The 19,892-nt window shown below is 66.9% G+C and carries 17 protein-coding genes; 10 read left to right on the top strand and 7 right to left on the bottom strand.

All coding sequences use genetic code 11. The annotated features are described in order from the left end of the window. Positions 1 to 56: 56 nt before the first annotated feature. Entirely contained in the window at positions 57 to 3,389 is a 3,333-nt protein-coding gene (gene carB, locus ACWGRX_RS17100) for a carbamoyl-phosphate synthase large subunit (RefSeq protein WP_452118521.1), read from the bottom strand. 421 nt (positions 3,390 to 3,810) lie between these two features. Between carB and nhaA the strand changes: the two genes are divergently transcribed. Both nhaA and ACWGRX_RS17090 read left to right on the top strand, forming a co-directional pair. Next, a complete protein-coding gene (nhaA, locus tag ACWGRX_RS17095; protein ID WP_452118520.1) occupies positions 3,811 to 5,019 on the top strand; it encodes a Na+/H+ antiporter NhaA in 1,209 nt (402 codons plus the stop codon). A 145-nt stretch (positions 5,020 to 5,164) separates the two neighbouring features. Beyond that, on the top strand, positions 5,165 to 6,226 hold the full coding sequence (locus ACWGRX_RS17090; RefSeq protein WP_291636248.1) for a class I SAM-dependent methyltransferase: 1,062 nt from the start codon (positions 5,165 to 5,167) through the stop codon (positions 6,224 to 6,226). Positions 6,227 to 6,243: 17 nt separating this feature from the next. Here ACWGRX_RS17090 and ACWGRX_RS17085 read toward each other — a convergent pair whose 3' ends face one another. Next, the gene (locus tag ACWGRX_RS17085) at positions 6,244 to 7,626 is read right to left on the bottom strand and encodes an amidohydrolase family protein (protein WP_452118519.1); all 1,383 of its coding nucleotides are present in this window, start codon (positions 7,624 to 7,626) and stop codon (positions 6,244 to 6,246) included. 264 nt (positions 7,627 to 7,890) lie between these two features. On the opposite strand from ACWGRX_RS17085, the gene zigA reads away from it, so the two are divergent. The 3 genes from zigA to ACWGRX_RS17070 are packed head-to-tail and all read left to right on the top strand — an operon-like array spanning position 7,891 to position 10,915. Beyond that, a complete protein-coding gene (gene zigA, locus ACWGRX_RS17080) occupies positions 7,891 to 9,105 on the top strand; it encodes a zinc metallochaperone GTPase ZigA (protein ID WP_452118518.1) in 1,215 nt (404 codons plus the stop codon). A gap of 58 nt (positions 9,106 to 9,163) precedes the next feature. Continuing rightward, positions 9,164 to 10,465 (top strand): hypothetical protein, encoded by a 1,302-nt coding sequence (locus tag ACWGRX_RS17075; RefSeq protein WP_452118517.1) that lies wholly within the window; start codon positions 9,164 to 9,166, stop codon positions 10,463 to 10,465. A 45-nt stretch (positions 10,466 to 10,510) separates the two neighbouring features. After that, on the top strand, positions 10,511 to 10,915 hold the full coding sequence (locus tag ACWGRX_RS17070; RefSeq protein ID WP_291636256.1) for a GtrA family protein: 405 nt from the start codon (positions 10,511 to 10,513) through the stop codon (positions 10,913 to 10,915). Here the strand turns inward: ACWGRX_RS17070 and ACWGRX_RS17065 are convergent, their stop codons facing one another. Further along, positions 10,916 to 11,647 carry a class I SAM-dependent methyltransferase gene (locus ACWGRX_RS17065; RefSeq protein WP_452118516.1) on the bottom strand — a complete coding sequence of 244 codons (732 nt, stop codon included), beginning with the start codon at positions 11,645 to 11,647 and terminating at the stop codon, positions 10,916 to 10,918. A gap of 212 nt (positions 11,648 to 11,859) precedes the next feature. On the opposite strand from ACWGRX_RS17065, the gene ACWGRX_RS17060 reads away from it, so the two are divergent. Further along, positions 11,860 to 13,116 carry a class I SAM-dependent methyltransferase gene (locus tag ACWGRX_RS17060; protein ID WP_452118515.1) on the top strand — a complete coding sequence of 419 codons (1,257 nt, stop codon included), beginning with the start codon at positions 11,860 to 11,862 and terminating at the stop codon, positions 13,114 to 13,116. Positions 13,117 to 13,396: 280 nt separating this feature from the next. Then, a complete protein-coding gene (locus ACWGRX_RS17055) occupies positions 13,397 to 13,888 on the top strand; it encodes a hypothetical protein (RefSeq protein ID WP_452118514.1) in 492 nt (163 codons plus the stop codon). A gap of 20 nt (positions 13,889 to 13,908) precedes the next feature. Here the strand turns inward: ACWGRX_RS17055 and ACWGRX_RS17050 are convergent, their stop codons facing one another. Beyond that, positions 13,909 to 14,811, bottom strand: coding sequence for a DMT family transporter (locus ACWGRX_RS17050; protein WP_452118513.1), 903 nt, complete (start codon positions 14,809 to 14,811; stop codon positions 13,909 to 13,911). A 125-nt stretch (positions 14,812 to 14,936) separates the two neighbouring features. Here ACWGRX_RS17050 and ACWGRX_RS17045 point away from each other — a divergent pair, with 125 nt between their 5' ends. Together ACWGRX_RS17045 and ACWGRX_RS17040 are read left to right on the top strand one after the other, a co-directional pair. Next, positions 14,937 to 15,872 carry a LysR substrate-binding domain-containing protein gene (locus ACWGRX_RS17045; protein WP_452118512.1) on the top strand — a complete coding sequence of 312 codons (936 nt, stop codon included), beginning with the start codon at positions 14,937 to 14,939 and terminating at the stop codon, positions 15,870 to 15,872. Between the two features lie 282 nt (positions 15,873 to 16,154). Beyond that, positions 16,155 to 16,628, top strand: a complete 474-nt coding sequence (locus ACWGRX_RS17040) for a VOC family protein (protein WP_452118511.1) — start codon at positions 16,155 to 16,157, stop codon at positions 16,626 to 16,628. 63 nt (positions 16,629 to 16,691) lie between these two features. On the opposite strand, the gene ACWGRX_RS17035 is transcribed toward ACWGRX_RS17040, so the two are convergent. The 3 genes from ACWGRX_RS17035 to carA form a co-directional block, all read right to left on the bottom strand. Further along, entirely contained in the window at positions 16,692 to 17,495 is an 804-nt protein-coding gene (locus ACWGRX_RS17035; protein ID WP_452118510.1) for a prephenate dehydrogenase/arogenate dehydrogenase family protein, read from the bottom strand. A 176-nt stretch (positions 17,496 to 17,671) separates the two neighbouring features. Next, complete coding sequence (locus tag ACWGRX_RS17030; protein ID WP_452118509.1) at positions 17,672 to 17,998, bottom strand: NIPSNAP family protein; 327 nt, start codon at positions 17,996 to 17,998, stop codon at positions 17,672 to 17,674. A 14-nt stretch (positions 17,999 to 18,012) separates the two neighbouring features. Continuing rightward, the gene (gene carA / locus ACWGRX_RS17025) at positions 18,013 to 19,221 is read right to left on the bottom strand and encodes a glutamine-hydrolyzing carbamoyl-phosphate synthase small subunit (RefSeq protein ID WP_452118508.1); all 1,209 of its coding nucleotides are present in this window, start codon (positions 19,219 to 19,221) and stop codon (positions 18,013 to 18,015) included. 136 nt (positions 19,222 to 19,357) lie between these two features. On the opposite strand from carA, the gene ACWGRX_RS17020 reads away from it, so the two are divergent. Further along, positions 19,358 to 19,819 carry a GatB/YqeY domain-containing protein gene (locus ACWGRX_RS17020; RefSeq protein WP_291650109.1) on the top strand — a complete coding sequence of 154 codons (462 nt, stop codon included), beginning with the start codon at positions 19,358 to 19,360 and terminating at the stop codon, positions 19,817 to 19,819. Positions 19,820 to 19,892: the final 73 nt, after the last annotated feature.

Here is a 19,892-nt window from a genome sequence, read left to right as displayed (position 1 = left end):
CGCCAACGCCGTCGCTTTCGATCGTCAGAAAAACTATCTCGGTGCGCCGTCCCGAATCAGGCGGCGCCGTCGAAATAGGATTGTAGCGACCTCACCTCGAGATCGCCGCTGCAATAGGCCTTGATGCCCTCCGCCGCAGCGATCGCTCCGGCCAAGGTGGTATAATAGGGCACCTTGTGCAAGAGGGCGGCGCGGCGCAGCGGGCGCGAATCCGCGAGGGCCTGCGGCCCCTCGGTCGTGTTGAAGACGAGCTGGACACCGCCGTTCTTGATCGCGTCGACGATGTGCGGGCGGCCTTCCAGCACCTTGTTGATCTTGCTGGCGCGGATGCCGTTGTCCTGGAGCAGGCGCTGGGTGCCGCCGGTCGCGACGATCTGGAAGCCGAGATCGGCGAGCATCCGGATCGAAGGCAGGATCCGCAGCTTGTCCTGGTCGCGGAGCGAGACGAAGACGGTGCCCTTGACCGGGACTTTCGAGCCGGCACCGAGCTGGCTCTTGGCAAAGGCGACGTCGAAGGAGCGGTCGAGGCCGATGACCTCGCCGGTCGAGCGCATCTCCGGTCCGAGCAAGACGTCGACGCCGGGGAAGCGGGCGAAGGGGAAGACCGCTTCCTTCACGCCGACATGGCCGAGCTTCTCCTGCTTCAGGCCGAAGCTGGTCAGGCTCTCGCCGGCCATCAGCCGCGCCGCGATCTTGGCGATCGGCTTGCCGATGACCTTGGCGACGAAGGGCACGGTGCGCGAGGCCCGCGGATTGACCTCGAGCACGTAGATGACGTCGTTCTGGATGGCGTACTGGACGTTCATCAGGCCGCCGACATCGAGCGCCAGGGCCATGGCGCGGGTCTGGCGCTCCAGCTCGGCGATCATCTCAGGGCTGAGCGAGCGCGGCGGCAGCGAGCAGGCGGAGTCGCCGGAATGGATGCCGGCCTCCTCGATATGCTCCATGATTCCGGCGATGAAGGCGTCCTTGCCGTCCGAGAGGCAGTCGACGTCGACCTCGATGGCGTCGGAGAGATAACGGTCGAAGAGCAGCGGGTTCTTGCCGAGAACGGTGTTGATCTGCCCGGTCTTGTCGTTCGGGTACTTGGCCTTGACCTCGGAGGGGATCAGCGAGGGCAGGGTGCCGAGCAGGTAGTTCTCGAACTGGGTCTCGTCGCGGATGATCTCCATGGCGCGTCCGCCGAGCACATAGGAGGGCCGGACCACGAAGGGCAGGCCGAGCTCGGCGGCGATCAGGCGGGCCTGCTCGACCGAATAGGCGATGCCGTTCTTCGGCTGCTTGAGCTGGAGCTTGTCGAGCAGGCGCTTGAAGCGGTCACGGTCCTCGGCGAGGTCGATCGCGTCCGGCGTGGTGCCGAGGATCGGGATGCCGGCCTGCTCGAGCGCATGGGCGAGCTTCAGCGGGGTCTGGCCGCCGAACTGGACGATGACGCCGTGCAGCGTGCCCTTCTGCTTCTCGGTCTCGAGGATCTCGAGCACGTCCTCGGCGGTCAGCGGCTCGAAATAGAGCCGGTCCGAGGTGTCGTAATCGGTCGAGACCGTCTCGGGATTGCAGTTGACCATGATGGTCTCGTAGCCGGCGTCGCGCAGCGCATAGCAGGCATGGCAGCAGCAATAGTCGAACTCGATGCCCTGGCCGATGCGGTTGGGGCCGCCGCCGAGGATAACGACCTTCTTGGCGTCGGAGGGCTGTGCCTCGTCGGCCGGGGCGCCGGCGAAGGGCATGGCATAGGTCGAGTACATATAGGCGGTCGGCGAGGCGAATTCGGCGGCGCAGGTGTCGATGCGCTTGAACACCGGGCGCACGTCGAGCGAGCGGCGCAGCGCCTTGACCTCGGCCTCGGTCTTGCCGGAGACGGCGGCGAGGCGCTTGTCGGAGAAGCCCATCGCCTTGACTTGGCGCAACGCGATCGGCGTCTGCGGCAGGCCGTGGGCGCGGATCTTCTCCTCGGTGTCGACGATGCCGCGCATCTGCTCGAGGAACCAGGGATCGATCTTGCAGCTCTCGTGGATCTGCTCGTCGGTGAAGCCGAGGCGCATGGCCTGGGCGACATGCAGGATGCGGTCGGGCGTCGGCGTCGAGAGTGCCGCCTTGACGGCGTTGCGGTCGTCGCCCTGGCCGAGGCCCTCGACCTCGATCTCGTCGAGCCCGTCGAGGCCGGTCTCGAGCGAGCGCAGCGCCTTCTGCAGCGATTCCTGGAAGGTGCGGCCAATCGCCATGGCTTCGCCGACCGACTTCATCGCGGTGGTCAGGGTCGGCTCGGAGCCCGGGAACTTCTCGAAGGCGAAGCGCGGGATCTTGGTGACGACATAGTCGATCGTCGGCTCGAAGGAGGCGGGCGTCGCGCCGCCGGTGATGTCGTTCTCGATCTCGTCGAGCGTGTAGCCGACGGCGAGGCGCGCCGCGACTTTGGCGATCGGGAAGCCGGTCGCCTTGGACGCCAGGGCGGACGAGCGCGAGACGCGCGGATTCATCTCGATGACGATCATCCGGCCGGTCTCCGGATCGACCGCGAATTGCACGTTCGAGCCGCCGGTCTCGACGCCGATCTCGCGCAGCACCGCCAGCGAGGCGTCGCGCATGATCTGGTATTCCTTGTCGGTCAGCGTCAGCGCCGGGGCGACCGTGATCGAATCGCCGGTGTGGACGCCCATCGGGTCGAAGTTCTCGATCGAGCAGACGATGATGCAATTGTCCGCCTTATCGCGGACGACCTCCATCTCGTATTCCTTCCAGCCGAGGACGCTTTCCTCGATCAGCACTTCGCTGGTCGGCGAGGCGTCCATGCCGCGCTCGACGATGTCGATGAACTCGCTCTTGTTGTAGGCGATGCCGCCGCCGGTGCCGCCCATGGTGAAGGAGGGGCGGATGATGGTGGGAAGGCCGATGTCCTCCAGCGCCTCCAGGGCGGCGCCGAGCGATTTGACGTGGTGCGAACGCGGCGTCGAGAGGCCGATCTTGGTCATCGCCTCGCGGAAGCGCTCGCGATCCTCGGCCTTGTCGATGGCATCGGCGGTGGCGCCGATCATCTCGACGTCGAATTTCTCGAGCACGCCCATCTTCTCGAGCGAGAGCGCGCAGTTCAGCGCGGTCTGGCCGCCCATGGTCGGCAGCAGGGCGAAGCCGCCCGGCAGGACGTTGCGTTCCTTTTCGATGATCTTGGCGACGATCTCGGGCGTGATCGGCTCGACATAGGTCGAATCGGCCAGCTCCGGATCGGTCATGATCGTCGCCGGGTTCGAGTTGACCAGCACGATGCGGTAGCCCTCGGCCTTTAGCGTCTTGCAGGCCTGGGTGCCGGAATAGTCGAATTCGCAGGCCTGGCCGATGATGATGGGGCCGGCGCCGATGATCAGGATCGTCTTGATGTCTGTGCGCTTCGGCATGGGTCTCGACCGTACTTGCGGGCGTGCGCGACCCTCGTCCGATCGTGCGAACGGGGGGCAGCAGGCGCCTGAATGAATGCTAGGCGCTCGCTATAGACGGGAGCGGCGGCCGGGGGAAGCAGAAAGCGCGGGCAGGTGGCATGCGCGCGCGGCGATCTTTCCTCCGCCGGCCGGTGGAATGCGCCTGGCCGGGGCGAGGCGTGCCGGGGCGGTGCCCAGGTTGCGGCTCCCCGCCATCGATGCGATAGAGGGCCCGGGTGCTCCGCCGCGCTGGTGCGGCGGGCAGGTTTTTTTGCGCTGGTCGGGCCGCCAGTGCGAGGAGACCTGCATCGATGATCCCGGCCACCCGGGCGCGCCTCCAGCGTGCGCGCCGCGCTTTTGTCCGCTGTTCCGCAATCGCCTCGCAGAAGGGGCTGCGCCGATGAGCGGTTCGCTTCACGCCCCCAACGCGCGCAAGCCCGTCACCACGCTGCGCAAATTCGTCGAGAGCGAGTCGGCCGGCGGTCTCGTCCTGATGGCGGCTGCGCTGCTGGCCATCCTCATCGCCAATTCGCCGCTGGCTCCGGCCTATTTCGCAGCGCTGAATGTCTATGTCGGACCGCTCAGCCTGCTGCACTGGATCAACGACGCGCTGATGGCGCTGTTCTTCCTGTTCGTCGGGCTCGAGATCAAGCGCGAGATGCTCGACGGGCAGCTTTCGAGCTGGAGCCGCAGAATCCTGCCCGGGGCGGCGGCGCTCGGCGGCATGATCGTTCCCGGCCTGATCTTCATCGCCTTCAACCGGGCGGATCCGGCTGCGCTGCGCGGCTGGGCGATTCCGGCGGCGACCGACATCGCCTTCGCGCTCGGCGTGCTCTCGCTGCTCGGCTCCCGGGTGCCGGGCTCGCTCAAGGTCTTCCTCGCTGCGCTCGCGATCATCGACGATCTCGGCGCGGTCGTGATCATCGCGCTGTTCTATACGGCGGAGCTCAATATCTACGCGCTGCTCGGAGGCGTCGCCGTGTTCGGCGCGCTCTGCGGGCTGAACCGCCTCGGCCACCGGAAGCTGCCGGCCTATCTCGCCCTCGGCCTCGCCCTATGGGTGCTCACCCTGATCTCGGGCGTTCATGCGACCGTTGCCGGCGTCCTGCTGGCGCTGACCATTCCGATCCGGGTGACGCCCGCCAAGCCCGAATCTGATCCGGCGCATTCGCCGCTGCACCGCCTGGAGCACCATCTCCACCTGCCGGTCGCCTTCCTGATCGTGCCGATCTTCGGTTTCGCCAATGCCGGCGTCTCGTTCACCGGGCTTTCGCCCGCCGTGCTCGGCGACATGCTGGCCGTCGGCGTCGCGGCCGGCCTGTTCTTCGGCAAGCTGATCGGGGTGATGGGCGCCGTCTTGCTGATGGAGCGCAAGGGCTGGGCCGATCTGCCGGCCAATGCGAGCTGGGGCCAGATGTTCGGCGTCGCGCTGCTTTGCGGCATCGGCTTCACCATGAGCCTGTTCATCGGCCTGCTCGCCTTCGAGGACCCCGCCATGCAGGCGCGGGTGAAGTACGGCATCCTCGCTGGCTCGCTGTTATCGGGTCTGGCGGGCTATCTCGTGCTGCGGGTGGTCCGGCGGGACGACCCGCCGCCGCGCCGCGCCTGATGATGCGGCGTCGGCCAGCGGCGCCGCCATCGCCCGTCTTGGCGCTTTCCGGGTGGGAGGCACGGGTATAGCATCGCAGCTTCCGCGATGGCGTCGAGCCGGTTCGCGAGAGTTCCGGCCACGCCCCAACCAGAGGAGCATGGTCATGCGTCAACCAGATCCGCAAAAGCTCGATGCCCTGGTGGGACGCCTCGTCGGGGACGTCGGCGCCTGCGTCACCGGCTCCCTGATCGTGCTGGGAGACCAGCTCGGCCTGTACAAGGCGATGGGCGACGGCAAGCCGGTCACCGCTGCCGACCTTGCCAGCCGTACCGGCGTCAAGGAACGCTATGTCCGTGAATGGCTCTCGGCGCAGGCGGCGGCGGAATACGTTCAGTATGACGAGAAGACGGATCGCTTCAGCCTGTCGCCCGAGCAGGCGATGGCCTTCGCCGAGGAGAGCAGCCCGGCCTTCTTCGCCGGGGCGTTCGAGGTCGTTCAATCCATGTGGGTCGACGAGCCGAAAGTCGAGCAGGCCTTCCGGACCGGTCAGGGCCTGGGCTGGCACGAGCACAGCAAATGCCTGTTCCGCGGCACCGAGCGCTTCTTCCGGCCGGGCTACAACGCCAATCTGAAGACGAGCTGGATCCCGGCGCTCGACGGTGTCGAGGCGAAGCTGGAGAAGGGCGCGGTCGTCGCCGATGTCGGCTGCGGCCACGGCGCCTCGACCATCCTGATGGCGCAGGCCTATCCGAAATCGCGCTTCTTCGCCTTCGACTATCACGGGCCTTCGATCGAGAAGGCGCGCGAGGCGGCCGACAAGGCCGGCGTCGGCGACCGGATCGTCTTCGAACAGGCCTCGGCCAAGGATTTCCCGGCGAAGAAATACGATCTCGTCGCGATGTTCGACTGCCTGCACGACATGGGCGACCCGGTCGGTGCCGGCCGCCATGTCATGGAGACGCTCGCCGATGACGGGACCTGGATGATCGTCGAGCCTTTCGCCCATGATCAGCTCAAGGACAATCTCAACCCGGTCGGCCGGATCTTCTACGGGGCGTCGACGATGATCTGCACCCCGGCTTCGCTGTCGCAGGAGGTCGGGCTCGGGCTCGGCGCCCAGGCCGGCGAGATGCGCTTGCGCAAGGTCGCGCTCGATGCCGGTTTCTCGCGTTTCCGCCGTGCCACCGAGACGCCGTTCAACATGGTGTTCGAGGTCAGGGCATAGGGCGCAGGACAGCTCGCCTAAGCGCAACAGGGGCAGCCCGGACCGAACACCGCCCGGCTGCCCAGCGCCGCGAGCCTGCCGCGCCAGCCCGGGACCTTCTCCTTGATGCGCGCCATCGTCCGTTCGCGGTCGAGGCGGGTCGGACGGCCTTCCTCCACGACGATCGCCCCGTCGACGATGCTGGTCACCACGTCGTTCGCCCTCGCGTAATAGACCAGCGCGGCGTAGTCGCCGTAATAGGGCTGGAGATGCGGGCGGTCGATGTCGACCATGATCAGATCGGCCTTCTTGCCGGCTTCCAGCGAGCCGATCTCGTCCGCCAGCCCCATGACGCGGGCGGCGCCGATCGTGTGCAGCTCCAGTGCCTGCGCGCAGGTGAGGGCGGTCGGGCTGCCGAGGCGCAGGCGCATGGCGTTGAGGGCGTTGCGCATGCCCTCGAACGGGTCGTTCAGCATCCAGTCCGTGGCGAAGCCGGTGGGGATGCCGCGCGCCATGATGTCTTCCAGCGGCGGATAGCGGCCGCGGCGCGGATAGATCGTCGGGCAATGTGCATAGGCTGCGCCGCTCTCCTGGACGGCGTCGAGATCGCCCGTCCCGGCGAAGACGAGATGGGCCAGCACGACATCAGGGCCGAGCATGCCGACATCCCTGAGGAATTCGACGGGGCCGCAGCCATAGCTCGCCTTGATCTGCTCGGCCTCGCCGGCGCTCTGGGCGGCATGGATATGCATGCCGATGCCGAGCCGGTTCGCCTCGGCGCGGGCCGTCTTGAGCAGTTCGGGCGAGCAGGTGTCGGTGGCATGCGTCCCGATGCGCGCGGTGATGCGGCCGTCGGCGACGCCGTGCCAGCGCTCGGCGAAGGCGACCCCGTCGCGCAGGCGCTCCTCGCCGATATCGGGATGATGCGTGTAGTCGCCGCGCCAGAGTTCGTGCAGGCGGACATCGAAGACCTTGTGGGCGATCTGGGCGCGCAGGCCGCAGGCCTCGACCGTCCCGGCGAGCCGGTGCGGCGCGTACCAGATGTCGTTGATGGTGGTGATGCCGGACTGGAGCATGTCGGCGCAGCCGGCCTCCGCCAACAACGCCCACTCGTCATCCGTAATGTCCTTCTCCATCCGGAACGCGACTTCGAGCAGCGCCGCCTTGGCGGCGTGGTCGTCGGTCTGGCTGCGGAAGACCAGCGAAGCGGCGTGCGAATGGCAGTTGACGAAGCCGGGCAGCACGGCGCGTCCGGTGCCGTCGATCGTGCGGGCCGGTGCCCAATGTCCCTCCGGCTGGCGCGGGCCGGCATGGAGGATGCGCCCGCCTGAGATCGCGACCTCGCCATCCGGGATTACCGGCATTCCGGGGCTGACCGGGTAGAGAAATTCGGCGCGCACCAGGAGGTCGATCTCGATCATGGTGCTGGCTCCTTCATCGGCATGAAGAGGTTAGCTTAGCGAGGCGAGATAATTTCCCAAGCCCCCATCCTGATGAGCGCTCCGCAGGAGTGCGTCTCGAACGATGTTTCAGGAGGCTCCGGCGATAGCAGGAGCATCCTTCGAGACGCCGCTGCGCGGCTCCTCAGGATGAGGCCTGAGTTTGGAGACCGTCGCAGACCGCCTTGCGTCTCCCGATCACTCTCGATATGAAATGTTACAACGTAACAAAATATGAGATCCGAGATGGATACCCGCCTTCCGGTCACCGTGCTCTCCGGCTTTCTCGGCGCCGGAAAGACGACGCTGCTCAACCACGTCCTCAATAACCGCGAGGGCCGCCGGGTCGCAGTCATCGTCAACGACATGAGCGAGGTGAACATCGACGCCGACCTCGTGCGTGCTGGCGGCGGCGATCTCTCGCGCACCGACGAGAAGCTGGTCGAGATGAGCAATGGCTGCATCTGCTGCACCTTGCGCGACGATCTCCTCGCCGAGGTCGGCCGGCTCGCCCGCGACGGGCGCTTCGACTATCTCCTGATCGAGGGGACCGGCATCGCCGAGCCCTTGCCGATCGCCGCGACCTTCGAATTTCGCGACGAGGACGGCTTCTCGCTTTCCGATCTCGCCCGGCTCGACACGATGGTGACCGTGGTCGACGCGGTGAACCTGCTGAAAGACTACGGCTCGCGCGATTTCCTGCGCGAGCGCGGCGAGACGGCGGGGGAAGGCGACGAGCGGACTCTGGTCGATCTCCTGGTCGAGCAGATCGAGTTCGCCGATGTCGTCGTGCTCAACAAGGCGGCCGATGCCGGGCCGGAGCTGCTCGCGCAGGCGAGGCTGGTGGTGCGGGCACTTAATCCCGATGCAAGGCTGGTCGAGGCCGATTTCGGCCGGGTGCCGCTCGATGCTGTCCTCGACACCGGGCTGTTCGATCACGACAAGGCGCAGGAGCACCCGCTCTGGCACAAGGAGCTCTACGGCTTCAAGGACCATGTGCCTGAGACCGAGGAATACGGCATTTCCTCCTTCGTCTATCGGGCGCGCCGGCCCTTCCACCCCGAAAAATTCAATACCTTCCTGGCGCAGAGCTGGCCGGGGCTGATCCGTGCCAAGGGCCATTTCTGGTTGGCGACGCGGCCCGAATGGGTCGGCGAGATGTCGCTCGCCGGCGCGGTCTGCCGGACCGAGGCGATGGGGTTCTGGTGGGCTGCGGTTCCGCGTTCGCGTTGGCCTGACCACCCCGAATGGAAGGCGATCCTCAACCGGCACTGGCATTCGGTCTGGGGCGACCGGCGGCAGGAGCTGGTCTTCATCGGCACGGGGCTGGACGAGCGGGCGATCCGCGCCGCGCTGGATGCCTGCCTCGTCGGCGAGGTGCCGACCATCGCCTTCAAACCCGAGCGCTATCGCGATTTGCCCGACCCGTTCCCGGCCTGGCGCCGGGCCGAAGCCGCCTGAGATCCGACTTCCCCGTTTCCGGCCGCGGCGTGCGGCCCTTTCCCCTGGAGAGATTTCGATGCGTCTACCCGCCCTGAGAGCGGCCCTGCTTCTGTCGGCCGCCTGCGCGAGCCAATCCATTCTCGCCCATGACCATGCGGTGCTGCGCGGCCGCCTGCTCTTCGCCGACCATGAGAAGCCGGTGGTCCGCGTGCTCGATCTCGACAGCGGCGAGGTCACCCATAGTTTCGCGGTGCCGAAGGCCAATCCGGGCTTTGCCGGCATCGAAGGTGGGCGCTTCGTCGCGATCAAGACTGGCGACGAGGCCGGCACGGTCCGCATCCTCGACAGCGGGCTGAGCTATGAGGCTCATGGCGACCATGTCGATGTCGAGAAGGGGCCGGTGCGGCTGACCGATCTCCTGCTCACAGGCGAGCGGCCTGCCCATGTGATTTCCGGCCATGGCCAACTCGCGGTCTTCTTCGACGGCATCCGCCCCTGGGAGGGCAAGAGCAGCGCCAAGGCTCTGCTGGTCGCGATCGACGATCTCGGCAAGGCCAGGCCCGCCATCACGGAATGGCCGAGTCCCGGGCCGCAGCACGGCATCGTCGTTCCGCTCGGCGCGCGGCGTTGGCTGACCTCCGTGCCCAACCCTGCCTATGTCAGGGGCGACGACCGCAAGGCGTCGTCGCGGCCGGACGGTTTCGAGATCCAGCAGCAGGACAAGGGCGCCTGGCGCCGGCTCGCCTCCTTCAACGATCCTGCGAAGGCCGACGCCTCCTGCAAGCTCTATCACGGCCATGCCGCAGCTGGCGGGCGCCATGTCTTCGGCTGTGCCGAGGGCGAGGGCGGCGGCATGTTGGTGCTGTCGCGGGATAAGGGCCGTTTCAGCGCGCGCAAGCTCGCCTATCCCGACGAGCGCCGGATCAGCGCGATCAAGGCCCGGGCCGGCGCGAAGTTCATGGTCGCCAATTACGGCAAGGCTGCGCCCTATGATGCGCTGCTGCGGGTCGATCCTGCCGCGCAGTCGCTGTCGGCGAGCGATGTCCTGCCGGTGCCGGGCGGTCAACCGGCCTGCCAGTTCGAGCTTTCCGGCAATGGCAAGCGCCTCGCCAATCTGACGCCGGACGGCAAGCTGCGCATCTACGAGATCGCGCCCGCCTGGAAGGAACTCGCCAGCTTCGAGGCGGTGCCGGCCTTCGACTGCCAATATGGCGCGCGGACGCCGACGCCGTCGCTGGCGGTGATCGGCGGCAATGCCTTCGTCAGCGATCCCCTGAACGGCCGCATCCGCGAATACAGCCTGGATTCGCTGAAGCAGGGGCTCGACCTGCCGGTCGAGGGCAAGCCGGCCAATCTCGCCGGCAGCGATGCGGGGTGATTGGCCGTAGGCTTCCGTTCAGCATCCGGGGTATAGGCATCCCGGATGCTGAACCGTCTTCCTCGCCATACGCGCCAGGTCATCGCCTATGCCTTTTCGGGCGTGATGGCGGCGGTTGCGCATTACGGCTCGCTGATCGGTCTGGTCGAGCTCGGCGGAGCCGATCCCGTATTGGCGTCGCTTGCCGGTTTCGTACTCGGTGGCTTCGTCTCTTACGCGCTGAACCGCTGGCTGACCTTCGAGGCGACGCGGACCCATGGCGAGGCGAGCTGGCGCTTCGGCCTGATCGCCTTTGGCGGCTTCCTGCTAACCGGCGTGCTGATGCACCTCTTCGTCAAGGTCGCCGGTCTGCCCTATCTGCCGATGCAGGTGGTGACGACGCTGATCGTGATGATCTTCACCTTCGCCGGGCACAAATTCTTCTCCTTCGCCGATCGCGAAGGGGCGTGATCAGCTATTGGCGCCTTCATCCAGGACAAGGTCCGGGACCGAGAGCGGCCGGCGCGCGGAAAAGGCCATGCGGTGCGGGTTGTGGCCGAAATTGCTGCGGCGTGTGACGCCTTCGAAGCCGGCCGCTTTGACCAAGGCGGTGATGCCGACGGCGCTGTAGGTCGAGAGGCCGTACTGGGCGCGCAGCTTGCGATAGTCCGAGAAGAGCGTGCGGACGAGGCCGCCGAGGGCCGCGACGAAGAAGCCGCCGCGCCAGGCGAAGCCGAGCAGTTCGGTCGCGTCGGTCAAAGGCGAAAGATCGGGTGGGATGACGTCGGCGAGGATGAGCTCGCCGCCGGGCTTCAGCTTTGCGAGCCAGGTGGCCAGCGCCCGCTTCAGCTCGACATCGCTCAGATACTGGATCAGCGAATTGGCGACGACGAGGTCAAGCGAGCCGTCCGGCAGCGCCTCGACCTCTTCCGGCGACACGACGGAGAGGTTGGCGAGGGTGCCGAAACGGGCTTTCAGCTTCTCGCGGACGGTCGGCGCCGCCTCGCACAGGATCAGCTTGCCTGAGGCGGCGGCGACGAGATCGGCCGAGAGCGCTTCGCCGCAGCCGACATCGAGCACGGCAGCGTCCTTCCCCGGCACGGCGGCGGCGATGACCTGAGCGATGCGCCGGTAATGCAGGGCCTTGTGGCGCTCCGAGACGTAGATCGCGTGCTCGCCATTCCAGAAGTCGCGCCAGGACATCGGGCCTTTTCCGTTTCGCACCGGCGCGGAAAGGCGCCTTTCCGGTTAGCCCTAACCTGTTTCGCAAGCGCGCGGAACCGGGGCAATTTGGGTTTCGCCGGCGTGGAAAAGTAATGCGCCCGACCGAAACGGCCGCAGGCACGGCCAAACGGTTTGCGCTCCGGCCGGCGAGACCCTAGCCTTTCCGGAGCCGTTCATGCGCCGGGGGGACCATGCTGCTGCTGCCTAAGCTTCTGAAGCGCTTCGTCCGCCAGGGCCGCCTCACCGTCATCACACCCGACAATAAGCGCCATGTCTTCGGTCCCGGACCGGGGCCGATCAGCTTCGCCGGCCAGAACAAGATCGCCCCCGACGTCACCGTGCGTTTCTCGGACGACAAGATCGAGCGCGAGATCTTCCTCAATCCCGAGCTCGCGCTGGCCGAGGGCTATATGGACGGGCGCGTCAATTTCGAGGATGGCTCCTCGGTCCACGACCTGCTTTCGCTGTTCTGGCTGCAGCGCAAGGAACTGCGCAAGCACCCGCTGCAGCAGGTGATCCGCAAGGTCCGCTTCAAGATCCGGCGCTTCCGGATGCACAATCCGCTCGGCATCGCCGGCAAGAAGGTCAAGCACCACTACGACATCCCGACCGATTTCTATCGGCTCTGGCTCGACGAGACGATGACCTATTCCTGTGCCTACTGGCACAGCCCCGAGGTCGGGCTCGAGGCGGCGCAGAAGGCGAAGCTGCGCCATCTCGCGGCCAAGCTCCGGATCGAGCCGGGCATGCGGGTGCTCGATATCGGCTCGGGCTGGGGCGAGCTGGCGATCTATCTCGCCAAGGCCTGTGGGGCGCAGGTCACCGGCCTCAACGTCTCGCCGGACCAGATGGCGGCGGCGCAGAAGCGGGCGGAAGCGGCCGGCGTCGGCGATGCCGTCAGCTTTATCAACAAGGATTATCGCGAGCTCACCGGCAGTTTCGACCGGATCGTCTCGGTCGGCATGATGGAGCATGTCGGCGTCGCGCATTATCTCGAATATTTCGAGAGGATCCGTGATCTGCTGGCGCCGGACGGGATCGCGCTCGTCCACTGCATCGGCCGGGTCGGGCCGCCCGGCTTCACCGGCCCGTTCTTCGACAAGTACATTTTCCCCGGCGGCTATGCTCCGGCGCTGTCCGAGGTCTTCGCCGCGGTCGAGCAGACGGGCTTGTGGCATTCCGACTGCGAGTTCTGGCGCCGGCATTACCACTGGACGCTGGAGGCCTGGCGCGAGCGCTTCATGGCGCAGCGCGACGAGGTCGTCGTGATGCTGGGCGAGCGTTTCGCGCGGATGTGGGAATTCTACCTGTCCGCCTGCTCGATCTCCTTCGATATCGGCGGCGACATGGTCTTCCAGCTCCTGCTCGGCCAGCACAAGAGCGCCGTCCCGGTGATCCGCGACTACGTCACCGAGGCAGAGCAGGAACTGGAGCGGCGCGGCTTCTGAGGCCGTGCCCGGTGCAGGGTGCGTTGCCGACGCAAGTTGCCGCGCAGATGAACCTGCGTCACATGAGTATCGCGATCGCCGCCGGCCCGAATTCGGCCTGCCTCCGGCCCTGCGGCAGGCAGCTGCCGAACTTTCCTCCAGCATCTTTCGCCGCAGGTGGGAGGCGAGCGCGGAGGTACGCCAGAATATCAGCCTCTGTCCCTGATCAATGTCGTGAAAACCGGCTATTCTGGCCACGCCTGCCGCTCTTTCAGCTTACAGATCCTGTGCGGTGATGAAGATGAGACTGGTCGCCGGAAGCCTGCTCGGTGCCGCGAGTATCCTGCTCCTTTCGGATACCGGCTTCGCGCAGCAAAGACCGGCCGAATGGGTTCTCGGCGTCGACAAGGACACCCAGGAGGAGCTCGGCCTGAAGAAGCCTCCCAGGGTTGCGCATGTGCGCGCCAAGGCGGGTCGGAACAGCAGTTTCGTGCTGACAAAATGCAACAAGAACGCGATCGAGGGACGTTTCGACGACGATCCGACGCTCAATGTCGAGAAGCTGTCAGGCGGTTCGGACACCAAGAAGATATTCGTGTCCTATGACGGCCTCTCGGCCGTATCGACCTTCGCGGACAATGGCTATGCGCCCTGGTATGTCGCGCTGCCGATGCCGCCTCGCAATGCCACGACGATCAATCTCTGTCCGACGGCCGAAGCGGCAGGCCCGCGCTGCCTGCGCTTTCCCATCGAGGGGTTCGCCAAGGCCCGGCAATTCGTCTGCGGCAAGTGACCGGGGGCTCTGCCTCGGCCTCAGCGCCTGAGGTTGACGATCACCACGCCGGCCAGCGCCATCGCCCCGCCGAGGATGCCAAGCGCGGTCGGCACCTCGCCGAGCCAGAGGAAGCTGATCAGCATCGCGGTCGGCGGCACGCCATACTGGAAGTTCGAGGCGCGGGCGGCGGGCAGGCGCGAGAGTGTGATCGCCCAGGTGCCATAGGCGATGAGGCTCGGCACGACCGCGAGATAGACCACGGACCAGAGCGCCTGGGCAGGTGCAGCCGGGATCTGCTCCAGCGCGCCGGGCAGGAAGGGCGAGAGCGCCAGCCCGCCGATCGCCATGTTCCAGGCGGCGACCGAGAGTGGCTTGTGGCGGGCGAAGAGCGGCTTCTGCACCACGGTCGAGATCGCATTGCAGAAGGCGGCGCCGAGGATCAGCAGGACGCTGACGCCGATGTTCAGGTCGAGCCCGTTGCCGAGCGCGATCACGCCGATGCCGGTGAAGGAGAGGGCAGTGCCGAGCCAGGCGACGAGGCTGAAGCGCTCGTTCAGGATCAACATGGCGAGCGCGGCGGTCATGATCGGGTTGGTGTTGATGATGAAGCTCGCGGCGCCCGCCGGCACGACGCGCTGGCCGAGATTGAGCAGGATCGCATAGAGCGCGATGAAGACGATGCCGCCGGTGAGAAGGCGCCAGATGTCCGTGCCGGCGGGCAGGGTGGCGCGGGTCAGGACCAGGAAGAGCGCGGCCGGCACGCCGGCGAGGGTAAAGCGCAGCGCCGCCATTTCGAGCGGGCCGAAGCCGGAAAGCCCCGCCCGGATCGCCGGGAAGGAGGAAGCCCAGGCGACCACGGTGAAGGGGATCGTGAAGAGCAGCAGGGGATCGATCGCCGTGCCGTGCCGGGCCGGGGGCGTGGAGCAGCTGACGTCTGCCATGAGAGGTCTCCAAGCGATCTGGTTCCGCCCTCATCGACCGCCTTCGAGACCGCCGATGCTTCGGCCTCGATAGACGCCTCCTCGAGCTGATTGACAAACGAGTAATTCGATGACGAGCTGTGAACATGGATCACAGCTTGAACCTGCCGCCGCTGGATACGCTGCGCGCCTTCGAGGCGGCGGCGCGCTCCGGCAGCTTTTCCGGCGCGGCGGAGGCGCTGAACCTGACTCATGGAGCGGTCAGCCGGCAGGTGGCGAAGCTCGAGCACTGGCTCGGCCTGCGCGTCTTCCTGCGCCAGGCACGCGGCGTCGTACTGACGCCTGAAGGGCAGAGGTTGTTGCAGCGGACGCAGGAGGCGTTTTCGCTGTTCGCCGACACGTCGGACCGCTGGACCGAGCAGCGCGGCGCGGCGGTGGTCAGGCTGAGCGCGCCGCCCTCGGTCTGCGCGCTCTGGCTGATGCCGCGGCTGAGCGGGCTGGAGGCCGGCGACCCCGCCCTTCGGATCGTGCTGCAGGCCGAGCACCGCAAGGTCGATTTCGAGGAGGAGGGGATCGATCTCGGCGTGCGCTGCGGGCGCGGTGGGACGCCGGGCCGTGTCTCGGTTCAGCTTTTCGAGGAATGGTGCTTTCCGATAGCCTCGCCGGCGTTGGCCGCGGCGATTGGCGAGGGCCCAGCGGAGCGCCTGCTGGCGCAACCGCTGATCCATGATTCGGATGCAGCCGGCTGGAAGGCCTGGTTCGCCGCGCAGGGCCTCGATTATCGCCCTCGGCCACAGGATCGCCGCTTCGAGGACTACAACCTGGTGCTCGATGCCGCTGCCCATGGCCTCGGCATTGCGCTGGCACGCCCGCCGCTCGCCGAGGAGCAGCTCGATGCCGGCCGGATCGTCGCCGTCGACCGGCGCACCGCGTTGAATCCGGTTGCCTATTGGCTCGATCGCCCACTCGGCCAGCCGCGGCCGGCGACTATGGCGCTGGCTACACGCATCGCAGAGCAGGCGGGATTGCCGGCCGCTCGTCTTGCGACCTTCCTGAGGCCGGAAGCGAGGACTGTCGCATAGCGCCCCTCCCGTGACGTTGCCGTCGCGTCCCGGCGCTTCGGAGGTCGGTTGCTCGTTTTCCGCGACGGCGAACAAGTCGCCAGCTGACGAGGGAGGCCGTGCCGGAGTCGATAGCATCGGACCGAAAAGTGGAATGCATCTTCCGAATAATTTTGATGTAATATCAATGAGATAGGTCGCCGTTGTCACGCCCAGGCGGACGCGCGGCGATCCAGCTGACACCGGACGACAATGGGCGCGGCTAAAAGCGTGGAGCTTGGCACCACAGCGAAAGGACACGCCATGGCGAAGAACACGATCTGCGTCTGGTACGACAAGGACGCCGAGGCTGCTGCCCGCTTCTATGCCGAGACCTTTCCCGACAGCGCTGTCTCTGCCGTCCACCGCGCGCCCAGCGACTATCCCTCGGGCAAGAAGGGGGACGTTCTCACCGTCGCGTTCACCGTCGCCGGCATTCCCTGTCTCGGCCTCAATGGCGGCCCGGCCTTCAAGCACAGCGAAGCCTTTTCGTTCCAGATCGCCACCGATGATCAGGCCGAAACCGACCGCTACTGGAACGCCATCGTCGGCAATGGCGGCCAGGAGAGCGCCTGCGGCTGGTGCAAGGACAAATGGGGCGTCTCCTGGCAGATCACGCCGCGCGTGCTGACCGAAGCGATGGCGGCCGGCGGCGAGGAGGCGCGGCGCGCCTTCGAGGCGATGATGGGCATGCGCAAGATCGACGTCGCGGCGATCGAGGCGGCCCGGCGCGGCTGATCCTCCAGCCGCTCCGGCGATGGGTGGCGGCCCGTCCCTGTCGGTCCCAGCGGTGCAGCGATCCTAGGCTGGCTGCATCGCTTCGTCTTTCGCGACCTCGAGCGCCTGCCGGGGGGCGTCGTCGAGGTGCAGCCGCATCTCCTCGGCGAGCGCGAAGAAGCGGTCGCGGACGGCGCGCGCATGCGGGTTGCCGCGTTCGATCGCGAGGAAGACGTTCGGCGCATCGTAGCGGACCATCTCGGTCGCCTGCATCAGCAGGTCGAAGCTCGCCGTCGTCATCCGGCGCGGCAAGGGCTCCATCTGCACCAGGATCTTGGCGATCAGATGCGTCAGTCCCTGGGCGAGCGCGACCTCGCGATCATGGGCGTCGGGCGTGGTCATGATGACGTCGAGGCCGAGCACCCGGTGCAAGAAGGCGGCGATCCGGCCGGCGCTGCGGCCGCGGATCGGGCAGATCGCGATCTTCAGGCCGCGGATGCCCTTGCGCGCGCTCTGCGGCCCGAACAGGGGATGGGTTCCGACGATCTCGACATGATCGGGCAGGCCGGCCTGCATCGCCAGGGCGGGAGCGATCTTGACCGAGCCGACATCGAGCACGATCGCGCCGGCCCGCAAATGCGGCGCGAGCCCGGCCAGCGCCGAGGGAACCGCGCCGACCGGGACGGCGAGGATGACGAGGTCGCAGGCGCCGATCTCGGCGATGTCGCCCGGAGCCAGGCCCTTGCCCGAGTCGTCGAATTGGGCGGGCTGATCGGGATCGAGGACGCGCAGCCGGAAATGCGGCTGGAGATGGTGCGCCATCAGCCGGCCGAAGGCGCCGAAGCCGATGATGCCGATCGAGGTGACGGTCTTGCGGGGGGTATGCATCGCGTTTTCCTGAGGGAAGGCCGCGATGCCGGGTGACTGCCTGAATTCAACCGCCAGCGCGGCGGTTGAGACATGGGAATGCCACCGCCTTATGAGGACGGGGCGTAATAGTTCCGGGCGAGGAGGCAGGAGATGGCCATGGCGGGCTTAGAGCGCGCCGGCGCAGGCCTGTCAACTCAGAGCTGCGGCGAATAGTCGGTCGGCATCAGCATGCGGTCTTCGATCGCACCGACGAGGTCGCCATGCTCGATCGCGCTGACGCGCTTGATCTCGAGCCATTCCGGATCGGCCTTGAAGCTGGCCCAGCGCTCCGCCTTGGTCTGCGCATCGGGCCAAGCGAGAATATAGGCGAACTCGGTGCGGGTCGCGCTCCTGGTTTCCCAGAGCGAGAGGATGCGGAAGCCGTGGCGGGCCATGATGCGCATCGCGTGATCTCGAAAGCGGGCGTGGAAAGCGGCCTTGTTGCTCTCGAAGATCTCGTAGATGCGCAGCTGGTGGATCATGGCCGCCGCTCTCCTCAGATCGCCTTCTTCGCCTTCTCGGTTGCCATCATGTCGACGAAACGCGCGAAGAGGTAGTGACTGTCCTGGGGACCGGACGAAGCCTCCGGATGGTACTGGACACTGAAGGCCGGACGGTCGGTCAGCGCGATGCCGCAATTGGAGCCGTCGAAGAGCGAGACATGGGTTTCGGTTGCGTTCTCCGGGAGGGAGGCCGGATCGACTGCGAAGCCATGATTCATCGAGACGATCTCGACCTTGCCGGTGGTCTTGTCCTGCACCGGATGGTTGGCGCCGTGATGGCCCTGCTTCATCTTCAGGGTCTGGCCGCCGATGGCGAGCGCCAGCATCTGATGGCCGAGGCAGATGCCGAAGGTCGGGATCTTCTGCTCCAGCAGGTCGCGGATTACCGGAGCAGCATATGCGCCGGTCGCGGCCGGGTCGCCCGGGCCGTTCGAGAGGAAGACGCCGTCGGGGGCGAGATCGAGGATCTGCTGGGCTGTCGCCGTCGAGGGCACGACCTCGACCTCGCAGCCGGCCTTGGCGAGCAGGCGCAGGATGTTGCGCTTGATGCCGTAGTCGATGGCGACGACGCGATGAGCCGCGCTTTCGCGCTTGCCATAGCCGCGCGGCCACTGCCAGGGCGTCTCGTCCCAGTCATAGCGCTGGGTCGCGGCGACGAGCGGGACGAGGTCGAGACCGGCCATGTCGGGCAAGGCGGCGGCTTCGCGCTTCAGGGCGTCGATATCGAACGCGCCGTTGGGGTCATGAGCGATGATCGCATTGGGCATGCCCTTGTCGCGGATCAGCGCGGTCAAGGCGCGGGTGTCGACGCCGCAGATGCCGACGATGTTGCGGGCCTTGAGCCAGGCGTCGAGATGCTTGGCGGCCCGCCAGTTCGAGGGCTCGGTGATCGCAGCATGGAGGACGACGCCGCGCACGCCCGAGGAGGAGGCGGCGTTCACCGTCTCGGTGTCGTCGTCGTTGACGCCGACATTGCCGATATGGGGGAAGGTGAAGGTGATGATCTGCCCGGCATAGGACGGGTCGGTCAGGATTTCCTGATAGCCCGTCATCGCGGTGTTGAAGCAGACCTCGCCCGGCGCCCGGCCGATGGCGCCGAGGCCGAAGCCTTCGAGCACGGTCCCGTCCGCCAGTACCAGAACCGCAGTCGCGCGCGGCTCGCTCCAGCCCGCCGCGGCGGGGTTCCCTTCGTCAACGGTCATGTCTATGTCTCGTCCAGGCCGCTCGGAAGCGCGGCATCGTGAAGGCAGGGCGCCGTTTGGTGCCGCCGGTCTGGAGCGTGAGCCTTAAAGAGACGCTCGCGCCCCGTCAATGAACGAAGACGAGGATAGCTGAGTCATGTCCACCCTGCGCGAGCAATTCTCCGCCGACCTGAAGACCGCGATGAAGGCTGGCGAGAAGGGCAAGGTCGCCGCGATCCGCCTGATCCAGTCGGCGCTGAAGGACAAGGACATCGAGGCGCGCGGCGCCGGCAAGGGGGAGATCTCGCCGGACGAGATCCTGGCCATGCTGCAGAAGATGATCAAGCAGCGCCAGGAATCGATCGCGATCTACGACGCCAATAGCCGCCCCGAGCTGGCCGATGGCGAGCGCGCCGAGGTCGCGGTGATCAGCGCCTATCTGCCGCAGCAGATGGGCGAGGCCGAGGTCAAGGCGGCGATCGAGAAGGCGATCGCCGAGACCGGCGCCGCCGGTGTCAAGGACATGGGCAAGGTGATCGGCGCGCTGCGTGCCGCCTATGCCGGCCAGATGGATTTCGGCAAGGTCTCGCCGCTGGTGAAGGGCATGCTCGGCGGCTGAGCCGCACGCGCAGGCTCTGTGCCTGCGGGGAGGGGGCAGTGCCGGCCATCGCGTAGCTCCCTATCCGGGGAGC

It is taken from the genome of Allobosea sp. NPDC055594 (assembly GCF_053618995.1).
This window is presented reverse-complemented; position numbering and strand designations above follow the sequence as displayed.